Raw genomic sequence first — 14,860 nt, 5'->3', positions numbered from 1 at the left:
GGCCGGTGACTCCTCACGGAGCACCGGCCCTTCCGCCCTTACCGCGTGATCATGCACATGTTCCCGCACGCACCGTCCCACCCGGCCCTTCGCCCAGCGTGATCATGCATGACAAGGGTGCGCCCCGGCGGACAGACACCGCATGATCACAAACCCGGGAAAGCCTGCATGATCACGGCGACGGTGTGCGGGGCGGCTCTCTCGGGCTGCTGCGGGGGTCGAGGGTCGCCGTGTTTGACGAAGATCTCGACTGGTGTCACATCGGTTACGTTTCGGCCCAGACGCGACATCTGATCGCGATGACGTTAGGGTGGGGGATCTGGCGAACGCGCCCTGTTCGCCCGTTCGGCTGATCCGCCGGGGCGCCTTCGCTAGGGTCCGACCCAGGACACAGGTCTGCGAATCTCGAGGATTCGCGAGACGCGACCGCCCCCCGAGCCTCCAACAGATAGCAGAGCGTTTCTCTCGTGAGTGACACCCGCCAGCACCCTCCGGTTCCGGTTACGAGGCCAGGCGTCACCCCCGATGCCGAAGACGCGCCAACCGGCGTGATCAGCCGCATCACCGTCGACCGGCCGGCTCAGGACGGCGACGGGCTTCCCCCCGCGGCGAAAGACCAAGCGTCCCCCGGCTCGACTCCCAACGCCTCGGAACAGCCCGGACCGGGAGCGGCGGGAGCCACGCGTGACCGGGCCATCCGCGAGTCCCCCTCGGCGGGCGCCTTCGCGGGGCCCCAGGGGTCCGCCGGGTCCGGCCCCACGGCCGGGCCTCCCATCCAGAACCAGGCCCAACGCGACAGGCCGCCGCTGCCCGTACGGCAGCCGCGCAAGAAGGGCGCGGCCGGACCGGGCCGGCCGCCCGAGCTGGCGACACCCCCGGAGGGGTTCGACTACTTCTCGGGCTCCGCGCAGGGCGACCCGAACTCACCGGCCCGGCCCTCGCCTCGAACAGCGCAGGGAGATCCCCGCGCCGCGTCCTCGCAGCGGTCCACCTTCCACATCGGCACCGGACCCCAGGCCGATCCCCACGGCCTCGATCTCCACGGCACCGGACCCCAAGCCGCCGCCTTCGAGGGCGCCGGGTTCCATGGCACCGGGCCGCAGGAGTTCCCGGCTCCCGCCCGGCCTCCGGCGGACCTGCCCACTCCGCAGGTCACCTTTGGAAGCGCCGTCCGCGGAGCCCAGGGCCCCGAGTGGCCCGAGCTTCCCGATGACCTCGCGTCTGACCTCGCGTCTGACCTCGCGTCGCCTTCCGGCCCATGGGACCCGTGGCGGCGCGGCGCCCAGGAGACGGGCCCAGCGGGCGCGGTGGACCCGACGGGCCCAGCAGGCGCGACCCGCGCGCAGCAGGCCCTCGGCAGGACAGGCACGACCGACGACCGGCCCGCCGAGCAGCCGCTTCCGCTGCCCGCCTGGGCCCAGGCGTCCCCTGCGGGCTTGTCCGCCCTCGACCAGTTCGGCCCCCATCCTGTACGGCCCGCCGTACCGGCCGACTGGGACGGGCCGCAGACCGAGCAGGAGCTGGAGCCCGCGCCAGAGGCCAAGCGGCCGCGCGAGCCGTACCTGGACAACGTCAAGTTCGTCCTGATCGCCCTCGTGGTCACCGGACACTCGCTGATCCCCACCCTGGCGGCCGATTCCGCGCGGGCGGCCTACCTGTTCATCTATGTCTTCCACATGCCGCTGTTCGTCGTCATCAGCGGCTACCTCTCCAGGAACTTCTGGAACTCCAACGCGAAGACGAACAAGCTGGTCGACACCTTCCTGGTGCCGTACGTCATCGTCGAGGTCGGCTACGCCGCGCTCCGGGCCGCCCTGGGGCACAAGTGGAGCATCACGATCATCGACCCGGCGTGGCTGAACTGGTACCTGATCGCGCTACTGTTCTGGCGGCTCTCGACGCCGGTGTGGAAGCGCATGCGTTATCCGATGCTCATCGCGATGATCGTGTACCTCTTCTCGGGCCTGTCGGACCTGCCCGGCGACTTCAGCATGGACCGGTTCTTCGGGCTGATGCCGTTCTTCGTCCTGGGTCTGGTGATCAAGCCGGGGCTGTTCGACTTCCTCAAGCGCGCCTGGGTCCGGGTGCTCTCGGTGCTCGTGCTGCTCGGCGCGGCGGCCGCGGCGGTCTACCTGGTCAGCAACTACTCCATCAAGCTCGGCCCCATCTACTACAAGAACAGCTACAGCGACCTGCACCTGATCTGGTGGAAGGGCATGGCCCTGCGGATGGCGCTGTTCGCCGCCGCGCTCACCATGTCGGCGGCCGTGATGTCGCTGATCCCCCGGCGGGAGACCTGGTTCTCCGATCTCGGCACCCGGACGCTGTACTGCTACCTGCTGCACGGTGTGCCGGTGCTGATCGCCAAGGAGATGGGCTGGCTGAACGTCCCCTGGCTGTACGGCCCGCTCGGCGTGGCCGCCATCGCCAGCGCGTGCTTCGCCCTCGCCATCGTGCTCTGCATGCCGATCACCCGGACGGTCTTCAAGTGGCTGCTCGAACCGCGCCTGACGTGGCTCTACCGGCAGTCGCGGAAGCCCGCGGCCGAGCTCAGCGGGGCGGCCGCCCAGGCTCGATGAGCCGGATGGGATCACCCCGGGGGCTGCACGGGTAGCAGGATGTTCAGCCGCAGTTCGGGGCGCATTCACCCGGCGCATCCGGACACTTCGGACCGGACGGCAAGCCTCGCTCTATGAGGGTATGTGTCGGCACGATAGTCCATCATCCGGAGGACGCGCGGATCACGCATCGGCAGATCCGGGCGCTTCTCGACGCCGGGCACGACGTCACCTTCATCGCGCCGTTCACCCACTGCAACGTGACGCCGCAGCAGGGGATCCGGCCCATCGACGTGCCACGGGCGGTCGGCCTGCGCCGGGGCAGGGCCCTCAAGGCGGCGCGGGCTGCCATCGGAAGGGGTGTCAGGGACGCCGACCTGCTTCTCGTCCATGACATCGAGTTGCTGCTCGCGCTGCCCCGCAAGAGGCCGCCGACGGTATGGGACGTCCACGAGGACACGGCCGGAGCACTGGAGGCCAAGCCGTACCTTCCGGACGCGCTGCGGGGTGTCCTGCCCCCGCTGATCCGGGGCATGGAGGGCCGGGCGGAGCGCCGCCTGCACCTGATCCTCGCGGAGGAGTCCTACCGCGAGCGGTTCACCGGGGACCATCCCGTCGTGCCGAACCACACGTACGTGCCGGAGATCCCGCCCCCGCCGCCTGGCGACAGCCGGATCGTCTACGTCGGCCACCTTTCCGAGGCTCGCGGCGCGGTCGAGATGATCGAGTTGGCGCGGCGGCTCAAGGGCCACCAGATCCGGCTGGACCTGATCGGCCCGGCGGACGCCTCGATTCGGCCGCTCCTCCGGGACGCCCAGCGCGAAGGCGTGCTCGACTGGTTCGGGTACGTGCCGAACAAGCACGCTCTGCGGATGGCCGAGGGCGCCCTCGCGGGGCTGTCCCTGCTGCACGACGTGCCGAATTATCGCGACTCCACTCCGACGAAGGTCATCGAGTACATGTCGCGCGGCATTCCGGTGATCACCACCCCGCTGGCCAGGGCCGCCTCGCTGGTGGACCGGGTCGGCTGCGGGAGCGTCGTGCCGTTCGGCGACGTCGACGCCGTGTCGGACGCCGTGGCCCGGGCCGTGCTGGATCTGCGCGACGAACCCGAGCGACGGGCCGCGATGGGCGCCCGGGGCCACACCGAAGCCCTGCGCCACTACCACTGGCCTTCGGCGGCCCGGGAGTTCGTCGCCCAGCTCGAACAGTGGGCCGGCGCCCCGACCCGGGTGGCCGCCCGGCACCGCAACCGCGCCGTCACCGTGTAGAAACCGGCCCGACAACCATCGCCGTGATCATGCAGGGTTTCCCGGGAAGCTCGGGGACGTGGGATTCCCGTGCAGTTCCTGTGGGATTCCTGTGGGATTCCCGTGAGATCCCCGGATCGTGATCATGCACCGATTCCGCCGCACATGCCCTGACCAGGGCCGACGCTATTCGCGATCATGCAGTGTCCGCCTCTCGGGCGCACCCTCTTGATGCATGATCACGCTGCACAAACCCCAGGTGAGACGGCGCGGGCGGGAACATGTGCATGATCACGCCGAAGGTCGGCCGGAAGGGGCCACGCTCTCTTCCCTTACCTGGCCGGCCCCTACTTGGCAGCCCTTACTTGGCCTGCCTTCCCTTGTGCCTTCCCTTGTGCCTTCCCTTGTTTGGCCGGCGCTCCAGGAAGGGCCGGGGCCGTACACCGACGTGACGCGTGCGGTTATTCGCACCGTCGCGCGTTGGGCCGCGCGTACGGCTATCGCCGGGCCGCCCGGCTTGTTCTACTGGGGGTATGGCAAGCCATCTCATCCAGGGCCGCCTGGTCGACACGCCGATCGAGGTCCGCGACGCCACGGTCTGCAGCGCCATGTATCTCGTCCGGGCCGACGCCGCCCGAGCCGTCCTCGCGTACTCCGGCATGGACATCACGGAGGTGCTGCCGGGCAAGGCCGTCTGCACCCTGGCGTTCGTGGAGTATCGGGACTCCGACCTCGACGCCTACCAGGAGTTCGGCGTGGCGTTCCTGGTGCGGCCGCCCGAGGCCGGTCCGCCACCGCGACGCGGCCCGCTGGCCGGTCTCAAGGACCTGCGCGGATCCGGGTTCGGCGCGTTCGTCCACTGGCTGCCCGTCGACCAGGGATTCACACTGGAGGCCGGACGGAGCATCTGGGGCTTCCCCAAGGAGCTGGCGGACATCGACGTGCGCCTGGCCACGCCGTACAAGCGGTGCATCGTCCGCAAGGACGGGCGGCTGGTCGTCGACCTGCTGGTCCGGCCCGGCATACCGCTGCTCCCCCCGGCGCGGACGCCCGATCTCCGGGGTGGCCACGACGGCACGAGCGGGACCAAGGGTGCGGCGCCGCTGAGCGCCTACGCCCATCTCGACGGGGTCACCCGGCGCATCCCGTGGACGACGCGCCCCCACGGCGTCCGCTCCCGGCCCGGCGGGGCGCTGATCAGGCTGGGCAACCATCCGATCGCCAAGGAGCTGAGCGAGCTGGGTCTGCCCAAGCCGGCCTTGATGACGAGCACCGTCAGCCACGTCACGATGTCGTTCGGAGATGCGGAGACCGTTCAGGCCTGACGGAGGCCTGGACGAGCGCGCGACCGAGACGGCCCTTGCATGATCACCGACGAGGTTCAGCCTGGTCAGCACGACCCGCACGGAACCCGTGCATGATCACCCACAAGGTTCCGCCTGGTCAGCACGACCGGCACGGAATCTGTGCATGATCACGCGGGGGGTCGCCGCGCGGGGGGTCGCCGCGCGGGGGGTCGCCGCGCGGGGGGTCGCCGCGGGGATGGGATGTGCGGCTAGACGATGGGCGGGCGGCCGAGGCGGAGCATGCGCCAGGCGGTCCGCCAGGCCATCGGGCGCCGCTCGCCCGCCGGCTGGCGCACCCCCTCGGAGAAGCCGCGGAACCACGCACGGAGAGCCGCCGCCGACCGCTCCCGGGCGAGCGTGAGCACGACCCAGTTCAGCAGGTACAGCACGGCGAGAGGCCAGGGAAGGTTGCGGCGGGCCAGCCACACGCGGTTGCGCGCGTTCAGCCGGTAGAAGTCGGCGTGCCGGCTCGGCAGCACCAGCGGGTGGTACATGACGGTCTCGGCGTCGTACTCGATGCGGTAGCCCTCGCCGAGCAGCCGCCAGGCCAGGTCGGTCTCCTCGTGGGCGTAGAAGAACCGCTCGGGCAGGCCGCCGACCTGGAGGAACGCCGACTTGCGGATGGCGCAGGCACCGCCGAGGAACGTCGTGACCGGAGAGGACCGCTCCGGGTCGCCCGCGCGCAACCGGGGGACGTGCCGCCGCTGCACCGAGCCGCCCTCGGGGTCCATGACCCGGAAGGAGATCACCGCGAGGTCGGGCTCGTGGGTGAACCGCTCACGGACGTGCGCGGCGACCTTCGAGTTGGCATACCAGCCGTCGTCGTCCAGGAAGAGGACCACGTCACCGGAGCACTCCTGGACGCCCCGGTTGCGGCCCTCGGGAATGCCCGTATTGTGCGTGAGCCGTACCGTCCTGACCGAGGCGGCGGTGCCCGGCAGGGGCTCCGCCGTCAGCGCCGGCACGTCCGCGCCGTTTCCGACGATCACCACTTCGACGTCGCCGTCCGTCTGCGTCAGCGCGGACTCCACCGCGCGGTCCAGCTCGGCGACCCTGTTTCCCATGGTGAGGATGACACATGAAATCTTCACCGCGTCATCGCCTCAACGTATGGCGCACTACACACGATTTCATGATCACCGAGTCTGTATGGCCGGGCAATCCGGAATCTGCCTGGTTACTGAAAAATAAGCGTATCGGAACTGCCAGGAAACCCCTACCAAACCAACGGTATACGGATGACTCAGGCACTTACCCATATTCTGACGGTTCACTCGCCCGGAACTGGTCACGACAGCCGCCTCGACGCCAGGATGCTCACCAGATGCAGGACGAGCTGGATGACCGCGATGACGGCGCAGGCCACCACGAGCACCCGCGTCGCCGGGAACCAGAGGTCGAGCACGGCCGCGACCACGACGATCAGCGACAGCTCGACGGCCTGGATGACCCGGTGGAACCGAGTCGCGCCGACGATCCTGCGGGCGAGTCCCAGCCGTCGTGACACGAACTGCCCGGCCGCCGCCTCGGTGGCCGCGACGAGGCCGGAACGGGCCCGCGCGACATCGACCAGGTCGGTCTCCGACTTGATCAGAATCGCGCCCAGCGCCGCTGCGAAGCCGAGCACGGTGTACCAGTCGGGAAGGGTCTGCGACGCCCGGAATCCCAGGCCGATCAGCAGAGCCGCCTCCGCGAAGTAGTGGCCGACCCGGTCGAGGTAGACCCCCGTGATCGACGTGCGGCCCGTCCACCGCGCGAGCTCCCCGTCCGAGCAGTCGAGCAGCAGGTAGAGCTGGATCAGCAGCGCCGCCCCGACCGCCGCCCCGATTCCGGGCAGGGCCAGTACGGCTCCCGCCGCCACGCCGCACAGGATCATCAGACCGGTGACCTGGTTGGGCGTGATGGGCGTCTTGGCCAGCAGCCAGGTGCCGTAGATGGACAGCCGCCGCATGTACAGCAGGCCGGCCCAATGCTCGCCGCTGCGGCGGTCCATCGTGGTCTGCGGCTGCGCGACCGCGCGGATCTCAGCGACCGACGGCGCGGACATAGTCCTCAACTCTCGCACGGACCTCGACCTCCGACAGGCGGAGGTGCTCAAGGATGGTGTAACGGCCGGGCCGGGTGCTGGGGGCCAGCATCACGGCGGCGGTGAACTGGTCGGCCGTCAGGCCGACGTCTTCCGGCACGACCGGCAGCCCGTGCTGCCTGAGGCAGCCGGTGACCTGGTCGAGCCGGTGTGAGTCCTCACGGAGGAAGAAGCAGAACGCCGCACCGATCCCGGCGAGCTCGCCGTGATTGGACGTTCCTGGGAACAGCTGATCCACGGCATGAAGGATCTCATGGTCGCCGCCACTCCCCGGACGGCTTGACCCAGCGATGACCATAGACATACCGGAGAGAATCAAAGCTTCGGCCAGGACGGTCAGGAACGGGTCGGACTCGATGGAGTCGGCCCGCCCGAGCACCGCCTCAGCCGCCGTGCGGGCCATGGCGACGGCCAGCCCGTCGATGGGCTCGCCGCGCTCGGTGTTGCCGAGCTGCCAGTCCTCGATGGCCGACAGGTTGCTGACCACGTCGCCGACGCCGGCCCGGACGAGGGACGCGGGGGCGTCGTGAACGAAGTCGAGGTCGACCATGATCGCCAGAGGCATCGGCACGCCGAACGACCCCTTCCCTCCTTCGTGAACGAGGGAGGCGACCGGCGAGCAGATGCCGTCGTGCGACAGGTTGGTCGCCACCGCGACCATGGGGATCCCCGCCAGCGACGCGGCGTACTTGGTGGCGTCGATCGTCTTGCCGCCGCCGACGCCGACGACGGCCTCGTAGGCGCCCTTGCGGAGGTCGGCGCCGAGAGACACGGCCGCGTCGACCGTGCCGTCGGGCACCCGGAAGATCTTCGCCTCACCGAGGGAAGGGGCGATTACCTGGGCGATCTTGTCGCCCTGGCTCGCACCCACCGCCACGGCGACCCGTCCCGAGGTGGCGACCCGGCTGTCGGCCAGCAACGAGCCGAGCTGCGCGATCGCGCCCCGCCGGACCTCCATCGTGAGGGGGGCGGGGAGCATCCTTGCCAAAATCGGCATCAGAACTCCTCAGGCGGCGAGACTGCGTGGGGGGCGGCCAGGGCCGTAGCGACCGCTAGTAGCGGCATGCGATCTCACGGGCCTTGGACAGGTCGTCGTGGTTGTCCACCTCGACCCAGTCGACCTTGCCGATCGGAGCCACCGCGATCTTCTCCCCGCGGACAACCATCTCCTGGTAGCCGTCCTCGTAGTAGAGCTGCGGGTCGCGCTCGAACGTCGCCCGGAGGGCGTCGGCCAGCCGCTCGGCCGCGCCGGGACGGATGAGCGTCGCCCCGATGTACTCGCCGTACGCCTCGGAGGGGTCCATCAGCTTGGTGATCCTCTTGAGGTGGCCGTCCTCAAGGGTGACCTTCATCTCCTCGTCCGCGAGGGACTTAACGTCGTCCACGGCGAGAAGGATGTCCGCGCCGTCCTCGGAGGACAGCAGCGTCCGCTCGACCGACACCGGGTGGACGGTGTCACCGTTCACCAGCAGCGCGCCCTGCTCGAAGTAGTCGCGGGCGCACCACAGGGAGTACGCGTTGTTCCACTCCTCGGCCTTGTCGTTGTCCACGAGGGTCAGCTTCACCCCGTGGCGGCGCTCGAGGTCGGCCTGCCGTTCACGCACGGCCTGCGCCTGGTATCCGACGATGACCACGACGTCGCGGAGGTCAACCGCCGCGAAGTTACGCAGGGCGATGTCGAGGATCGTCGTCTCACCGTCGACCGGCACCAGCGCCTTGGGGAGCGTGTCGGTGTACGGCCGCAGGCGACGTCCGGCCCCGGCGGCCAGCACCATTCCGAGCAATTCTCTGCACTCCTTGAGGTCGAGCGTCAGGCAGTAACCTCAAAGGTTAGTTGGGTTTTGCTCCAGTGTGGGTAATCCGGAGTTGGCTTCCCGTTAATCCCCCGGTCCCGCGTCGGCCGCCTCGTCCACCGCTCGCGGCGCGGCCAGCCAGCAGGTGAGGCTCTCCCAGCCGAACAGGACCCAGAGGTAGGCGGCGAGCAGCCCGAACATGACGGGCACCGCGTCGAGCAGACCGCCGACGGCCACGACGATCATCCTGCCGTCCCAGCCGAGCCCCCGGGTCGCGAGCCACGGCGGCGGGTAGACGTGCTGCCGCACCCGGTAGACGGTGTCGTAGTGGTGGAAGGCCATCGCCCCGAGGACCGCGAAGATGAGCACCGGCGGCACGTCGCGGGCGAAGCCGACCGAGGCGACGAAGCCGTACTCGGTGAGCCGCAGGATCGGCGGGACCAGCCAGTCGAGCCGCCCGTCGTGCCGGTGGGAGCTGCCCGACCCGGCCAGCAGCAGGGCCACGGCCGGCGCGAACACCGCGAGGTCGTCCGCCCCCGCCACCCCCACGAGGAGCAGGACCCCGGTCACGAAGGCCCCCGCCAACGCGGGCGGGAGCGGCGGCAACTGCCCGGCGACCAGCGTGCCCATGGCCCTCGACAGCACCCCGTCGTCGCGGTAGGCCATCACGGTGCCGCGCGGCACCGGCGTCATCTGTACCGAGATCATGCTCACCCCGCCGTCACCCGAGCGTCGCGGACGCGAGAGCGTCCGTCATGTGCGCCGCACGTCATGCGAGTGACCTCGCGATCCGGCCTGCGAGCGTGTAGAGGAACGCGCCGCCGCCCCAGCCGAGCAGGGCGAGGAACGTCACCCTGGCGTCGGCCACGGCGGCGGTGACGGCGATCAGCGCCATCCGCTCCCCGATGGGCAGCACGATGATCTTCTTCATCCAGTAGGCCACGCCGTGGTCGAACCGTCTCGACAGGGCCAGCACGGACCCGGCGCCCTGTGACCCCTGCGACCCCTGCGAATTGGACCGCTGTGGACCTGGCATCGTACGCGGGTCCGGCGGGGTGTCCCAGGGGACTGCGAGCGAGCGCGGCGGGCCGGTGCGCACCGCGCCGGACCGCACGGCGTCCGCGACCGCCCCGGCGTACGAGAAGCCGATCATGTGCCTGATCGTCTGCAGGATCATCGCGCCGACCGCGAGCGCCCAGATGTCGCGCGGCCCCCCGGGCCCGGCGGCGTAGCCGAGGGCGAGCCCGACGTAGACGACGTACTCCTTCGCGCGGTCCGCGATCGCGTCGAGCCAGCCCCCCAGCGAGGAGAAGGCACGCGTGTAGCGGGCGAGCTGGCCGTCCACGCAGTCGAGCACGAACGACAGATAGAGCGCCACGGCCCCGACCACCTGCGCCATCCGGTTGCCGTCGGAGAACCAGATCGCCGCGATGACCGCGAGTCCGCTGGAGATCCCGGTGACGGCGTTCGGGGTGAGGCGGAGCCGGGCGGCGAGCCGTACGACATGGCGCGACCACGAGCTGACGCCATAGGTCGTGAAGAAGCCGTCACCGGTCTTGATGGCGGCGTCGAGCCGCGCCTCCGGCTCGTCCACCTCGGCGAGCCGCTCGACGGCGGCCTCCGCCGCGAGCCGGCCCGCGACCCGCTCGCAGTGCAGCCTGCCGATGGCGGTGGCCATCACGGGCACTCCGGCGCGCACGAGGCCGGCCAGCAGCAGGTCGGCGACCTCCGTGTCGGCGGCGCGGCCGAGGTGGCGGCTCTGCGCGAGGTCCGCCAGCTCGTCGGCGACGTCGGCGAGGCTCGCGAGGTGCGCCTCCCCCACCTGGAGGACGCCGCGGAAGGTGCCGTTGGCCCACTCGACCTCGTGGAAGGAGTTGCCGGCCGAGACCACGCGGCCCCATTCGGTCCTGACGGGCGGGCGGAGCGGCCCGGCCTCGCCGTTCGCCACGATGGCGCCCGTGTGCCGGGACGGGTGCTCCAGCAGGGCCGCCAGGGCCTCGGTGTGAGCCACGACGTCGCCGGAGAGCACCACCACCGGGCACGTGGAGGACCTGGCGACCTTGGCCACGATCCGCAGATCCTCGGCCAGCCCGTCGCTGGCCATGACCGTGTGCCGCATGCCGTCCACGGACGGGAAGCCGTCGTCGCCGCGCGCCACCACGTGCAGGTCGCGGACCGGCAGGAGGATGAGCTGGCGGGTGAGCCGCTGCAGGAGGCTCCCGCCTTCACCGCGCAGCCCGGCGTCACCGCGCAGCCCGGTGTCACAGAGCAGCCCGGCGGCCGGCGAGGTCGCGTAGACCAGCGCCACCGTGCCCGCGATCTCAGGACTCGGCGGGAGATCGCCCATAACGCCCCGCTTGCTCAGTGCCAGCTCCCAAGGTCGGTGTCACATCGCAACGTAACCGAGTGATCACTAGCTGGCAATCACCTTCACCGTCTTCCCACACGGGTATGGTCTGGTGCGGGGAGGAGATCATGATCGCGGAATCGCGTCTTCGGACGGTCGGAGTGGTGCTGGCCGGGGGGATCGGGCAGCGGGTCGGCCTGAACACCCCCAAGCAACTGCTTAAGATCGCCGGAAAGACCATCCTGGAGCACACGCTCGACGTGTTCGACGGCCACCCGGAAATCGACGAGGTCGTGGTGCTGATGGCGGCCGGCTTCGTCGACGAGGCCGCCGAGCTCGTCACGAGAAACCGCTACACCAAGGTGACGCAGATCCTCGAAGGGGGCGCGAGCCGTACCGAGTCGACCTGGCGGGCTCTGCGCGCGCTCGGTGACGAGGAGTGCGACGTGCTGCTGCACGACGCCGTACGGCCGCTGGTCGAGCCGCGCATCATCAGCGAGTGCGTCGCCGCGCTCCAGCGCTACGAGGCCGTGGACGTGGCGATCCCCTCGTCCGACACGATCGTGGTCGCCGTGCCGGGCCCCCGCGGCGAGATCATCCGCGACATCCCGGACCGGTCGCGCCTCCGGCGCGGCCAGACCCCGCAGTGCTTCCGCCTGTCGGTCATCCGCGCGGCCTACGAGCGGGCCTTCGCGGACCCGGACTTCGAGAAGCTGCCCGCGACCGACGACTGCGGCGTCGTGCTCCGCTACCTGCCCGACGTGCCCATCTACCTGGTGCCGGGCAGCGAGCACAACATGAAGGTCACCCACCCGGTCGACGTGTTCATCGCGGACAAGCTCTTCCAGCTCGCCGAGAGCACGGCTCCGGCGCTCACCGACGACGAGTACCGCCGGGGCTTCGAAGGCCGCACCGTGGTGGTCTTCGGAGGCGGCTACGGCATCGGGGCCGACATCGTGAACCTCACCAGGGGGTACGGCGCGGCCGTGCGCTCCTTCTCCCGCAGCTTGAACGGCGTCCGGGTCGAGGACGCCGCCGCCGTGGAGGACGCCCTCGCGGGGGTGTACGCGGAGACGGGGCGCATCGACTACGTGGTCAACACGGCCGCCGTGCTGCACATGGGGAAGCTGGCCGACGCGGGGCAGGCGTCCGTCGATGAGATCGTCGCGGTCAACTACCTGGGCCCGGTCAACATCGCCAGGGCGTCGGTCAAATACCTCGCGGAGACCCGGGGCCACCTGCTGCTCTACACCTCCTCGTCCTACACCCGGGGACGGGCCGACTACAGCCTCTACTCCTCCACGAAGGCCGCCGTCGTCAACCTCACGCAGGCCCTGGCCGACGAGTGGGCCTGCCACGGCATCCAGGTCAACTGCGTGAACCCCGAGCGGACCGCCACGCCCATGCGCCTGCGGGCCTTCGGCGACGAGCCGGCCGCGACGCTGCTGTCGCCGAGCGCGGTCGCCCGCACCAGCCTCGACGTGCTGCTCTCCCGCCTCACCGGCCAGGTCGTGGACGTACGGCTCACACGGTGAGACGGTGATGACCCGAAGGGTCGTCGGGGGTCGTCGGGGTCGTCGGGGGATAGCCAGCGGTGCGTGGGGGAAGGTTCAGGGCGAAGCACGCCCTGCTCGCAGGGGTGTTGCTCGGGTCGTATCCAGCGCTGGTCACGGCCGCGCTGTGGCCGCTTCCGTGGCTTTTCGCGGCGGTGGTGCCCCTGTCGTACGCGGCGGAGGTCGCGTTGCCGAGAAAGACGGCGGAGCGGCTCGGGAGGGCCCACCTCGGGGTGACGCTCCGCTTCATGACGCGTGAGACGGCCGCCATCCTGCTGCTCGCGCGGACGGCCGGCGCGGAGTCGCGGTGGCTGGTCCTGCTCGCCGGAGGGGTCTTCGCCTTCCACGGCGTGCGTGCCGTGCAGACCGCGCTGGCGGACCTGCTGAACCGCTGCCACAACCTCATGCCGGTCACCACCAGGAACCTCGACCTGTCGGCGCTGCGGATCCCGCCCGCGCCGCCGGAGAGGCTCGTCAACTGGCGCGGCGCGCGGCTGCTCTACCTCGACGCCCTGCCCGTGGGCCTCACCGCTTTCGGCGCGCTGACGGCCGGCCGCCCCGAGGCCGCGGGCGGCCCTGCCGGAGCGATCGGTGTGGCCGGGGCGATCGGGGTGGCCGGGGCCGTCGCGGCCGTCGCGGTGGAGCTGGCCGCCGTCGTGGCCCTTCTCGTGCACGTACGGCGGGCCGCCCACCTGCGGAACAAAGGGCGGATCATCAGGGCCGTGGACGAGCAGGTCCGCGCCTACGGGCCGGATGTGCTGCTCTACTTCTCCGGCCCGCCGAAGTCGGCCTACCAGGCCACGATGTGGCTCGACCCGCTGGAGCGGCTCGGGTGCCGGGCGCTGGTCGTGCTGCGCGAGCGGGAGCTGGCCAAGGTCCTCGGGCGCACGACGCTGCCGGTGCTCTGCATTCCGTCGGCCGTCGACCTGATGAACTTCCGCGGCCTCGACTCGGCCCGGGTCGCCCTCTACGCGTCGAACGTCGGCAACAACATCCACATGCTGCGGGTGCCCGGCGTCACGAGCGTGTTCGTCGGCCACGGCGACAGCGACAAGGAGGCGTCGTTCAACCCGTTCACGAAGGTGTACGACGAGGTCTGGGTGGCGGGCCCGGCCGGGCGTGAGCGTTACCGGCGCGCCCAGGTGGGGGTCCGGGACGAGGCGATCGTGGAGGTCGGCCGCCCCCAGCTCTCCGAAGTGATGCGGAGCAGTCCCTACACCCAGGGCGCCGTGCCGTACCGGACCGTCCTCTACGCGCCGACGTGGGAGGGGTGGACGGACGACCTCTTCCACACCTCGATCGTCACGATGGGGCCCGCCCTGGTCCGCGCCCTGCTCGAACAGCCCGTCAGGCTGATCTACAAGCCCCACCCGCTGACCGGCCACCGTTCCGCGACGGCACGCGCCGCCCACCGGCGGATCCTGGCGCTCCTGGATTCGCCCCACGACGAGGCCCGTACGGCAGGCTCGGGGGTGCCCGCTGTACGGCACCTGGCCGTGACTGGCGCGGGCCCGAGCCTCTACGACTGCTTCAACCAGGCGGATCTGCTCATCGGCGACATCTCCAGCGTCGTGACGGACTTCGTGGCCAGCGGCAAGCCTTACGCCGTGACGAACGTCGCGGGACGGCCGGAGTCCGAGTTCCGCGACCGCTACCCGACCGCCGGCGCGGCGTACCTCCTCAGCGACGACCTGCGCGAGCTTCCCGGCATCCTGGGCCACGTCCAGACGGCGGGTGAGGACCCGATGGCCGGCGCCCGGCGGGAGCTGCGCGCCCACCTCCTGGGTCCCGACCACCCGGACGCGCTGACCCGCTTCCACGACGCCGTGAAACGCGCCTGCGCCGCGTCACTGAACAGCCGCATCGAGGTGGCGGGCGCCGAAACCATCGCCCTTTCCACATGCGAGTGAAATACTGGCCGCGCATA

11 protein-coding genes are annotated in these 14,860 nt (G+C 70.6%); 5 read left to right on the top strand and 6 right to left on the bottom strand.

The features are described from left to right. Positions 1-467 precede the first annotated feature (467 nt). The 3 genes from N5079_RS01100 (at position 468) to N5079_RS01090 (ending at position 5,133) form a co-directional block, all read left to right on the top strand. Positions 468-2,579, top strand: coding sequence for an acyltransferase family protein (locus N5079_RS01100; RefSeq protein WP_261581347.1), 2,112 nt, complete (start codon positions 468-470; stop codon positions 2,577-2,579). A gap of 113 nt (positions 2,580-2,692) precedes the next feature. Beyond that, entirely contained in the window at positions 2,693-3,829 is a 1,137-nt protein-coding gene (locus tag N5079_RS01095) for a glycosyltransferase (RefSeq protein WP_261581346.1), read from the top strand. A 512-nt stretch (positions 3,830-4,341) separates the two neighbouring features. After that, positions 4,342-5,133 carry an acetoacetate decarboxylase family protein gene (locus N5079_RS01090; protein WP_261581345.1) on the top strand — a complete coding sequence of 264 codons (792 nt, stop codon included), beginning with the start codon at positions 4,342-4,344 and terminating at the stop codon, positions 5,131-5,133. A 230-nt stretch (positions 5,134-5,363) separates the two neighbouring features. Here the strand turns inward: N5079_RS01090 and N5079_RS01085 are convergent, their stop codons facing one another. The 6 genes from N5079_RS01085 to N5079_RS01060 form a co-directional block, all read right to left on the bottom strand. Continuing rightward, a complete protein-coding gene (locus tag N5079_RS01085; RefSeq protein ID WP_261581344.1) occupies positions 5,364-6,245 on the bottom strand; it encodes a glycosyltransferase family 2 protein in 882 nt (293 codons plus the stop codon). A gap of 197 nt (positions 6,246-6,442) precedes the next feature. After that, entirely contained in the window at positions 6,443-7,201 is a 759-nt protein-coding gene (locus tag N5079_RS01080; protein WP_261581343.1) for a CDP-alcohol phosphatidyltransferase family protein, read from the bottom strand. Then, positions 7,179-8,219 carry an iron-containing alcohol dehydrogenase family protein gene (locus tag N5079_RS01075; RefSeq protein ID WP_261581846.1) on the bottom strand — a complete coding sequence of 347 codons (1,041 nt, stop codon included), beginning with the start codon at positions 8,217-8,219 and terminating at the stop codon, positions 7,179-7,181. The genes N5079_RS01080 and N5079_RS01075 overlap by 23 nt, the downstream gene beginning before the upstream one ends. Positions 8,220-8,292: 73 nt before the next feature. After that, complete coding sequence (locus N5079_RS01070) at positions 8,293-9,024, bottom strand: phosphocholine cytidylyltransferase family protein (RefSeq protein ID WP_261581342.1); 732 nt, start codon at positions 9,022-9,024, stop codon at positions 8,293-8,295. 93 nt (positions 9,025-9,117) lie between these two features. Beyond that, positions 9,118-9,741, bottom strand: a complete 624-nt coding sequence (locus N5079_RS01065; RefSeq protein WP_261581341.1) for a DUF5941 domain-containing protein — start codon at positions 9,739-9,741, stop codon at positions 9,118-9,120. Positions 9,742-9,802: 61 nt separating this feature from the next. After that, positions 9,803-11,380 (bottom strand): CDP-alcohol phosphatidyltransferase family protein, encoded by a 1,578-nt coding sequence (locus N5079_RS01060; RefSeq protein WP_261581340.1) that lies wholly within the window; start codon positions 11,378-11,380, stop codon positions 9,803-9,805. 128 nt (positions 11,381-11,508) lie between these two features. Here N5079_RS01060 and N5079_RS01055 point away from each other — a divergent pair, with 128 nt between their 5' ends. Together N5079_RS01055 and N5079_RS01050 are read left to right on the top strand one after the other, a co-directional pair. Beyond that, positions 11,509-12,915, top strand: a complete 1,407-nt coding sequence (locus tag N5079_RS01055) for a bifunctional cytidylyltransferase/SDR family oxidoreductase (RefSeq protein WP_261581339.1) — start codon at positions 11,509-11,511, stop codon at positions 12,913-12,915. Between the two features lie 59 nt (positions 12,916-12,974). After that, on the top strand, positions 12,975-14,843 hold the full coding sequence (locus tag N5079_RS01050) for a CDP-glycerol glycerophosphotransferase family protein (RefSeq protein WP_261581338.1): 1,869 nt from the start codon (positions 12,975-12,977) through the stop codon (positions 14,841-14,843). Positions 14,844-14,860 lie beyond the last annotated feature (17 nt).

The organism is Planotetraspora sp. A-T 1434 (genome assembly GCF_025420585.1).
Taxonomy (GTDB): Bacteria; Actinomycetota; Actinomycetes; order Streptosporangiales; family Streptosporangiaceae; genus JAOEGB01.
This window is presented reverse-complemented; position numbering and strand designations above follow the sequence as displayed.

What these genes read in the sequence shown, in the direction of transcription:
- N5079_RS01095 (WP_261581346.1), top strand. Translation starts at nt 2,693, where the DNA reads ATGAGGGTATGTGTCGGCACGATAGTCCATCATCCGGAGGACGCGCGG.
- N5079_RS01090 (WP_261581345.1), top strand. Translation starts at nt 4,342, where the DNA reads ATGGCAAGCCATCTCATCCAGGGCCGCCTGGTCGACACGCCGATCGAG.
- N5079_RS01080 (WP_261581343.1), bottom strand. Translation starts at nt 7,201, where the DNA reads ATGTCCGCGCCGTCGGTCGCTGAGATCCGCGCGGTCGCGCAGCCGCAG.
- N5079_RS01075 (WP_261581846.1), bottom strand. Translation starts at nt 8,219, where the DNA reads ATGCTCCCCGCCCCCCTCACGATGGAGGTCCGGCGGGGCGCGATCGCG.
- N5079_RS01065 (WP_261581341.1), bottom strand. Translation starts at nt 9,741, where the DNA reads ATGATCTCGGTACAGATGACGCCGGTGCCGCGCGGCACCGTGATGGCC.
- N5079_RS01060 (WP_261581340.1), bottom strand. Translation starts at nt 11,380, where the DNA reads ATGGGCGATCTCCCGCCGAGTCCTGAGATCGCGGGCACGGTGGCGCTG.
- N5079_RS01055 (WP_261581339.1), top strand. Translation starts at nt 11,509, where the DNA reads ATGATCGCGGAATCGCGTCTTCGGACGGTCGGAGTGGTGCTGGCCGGG.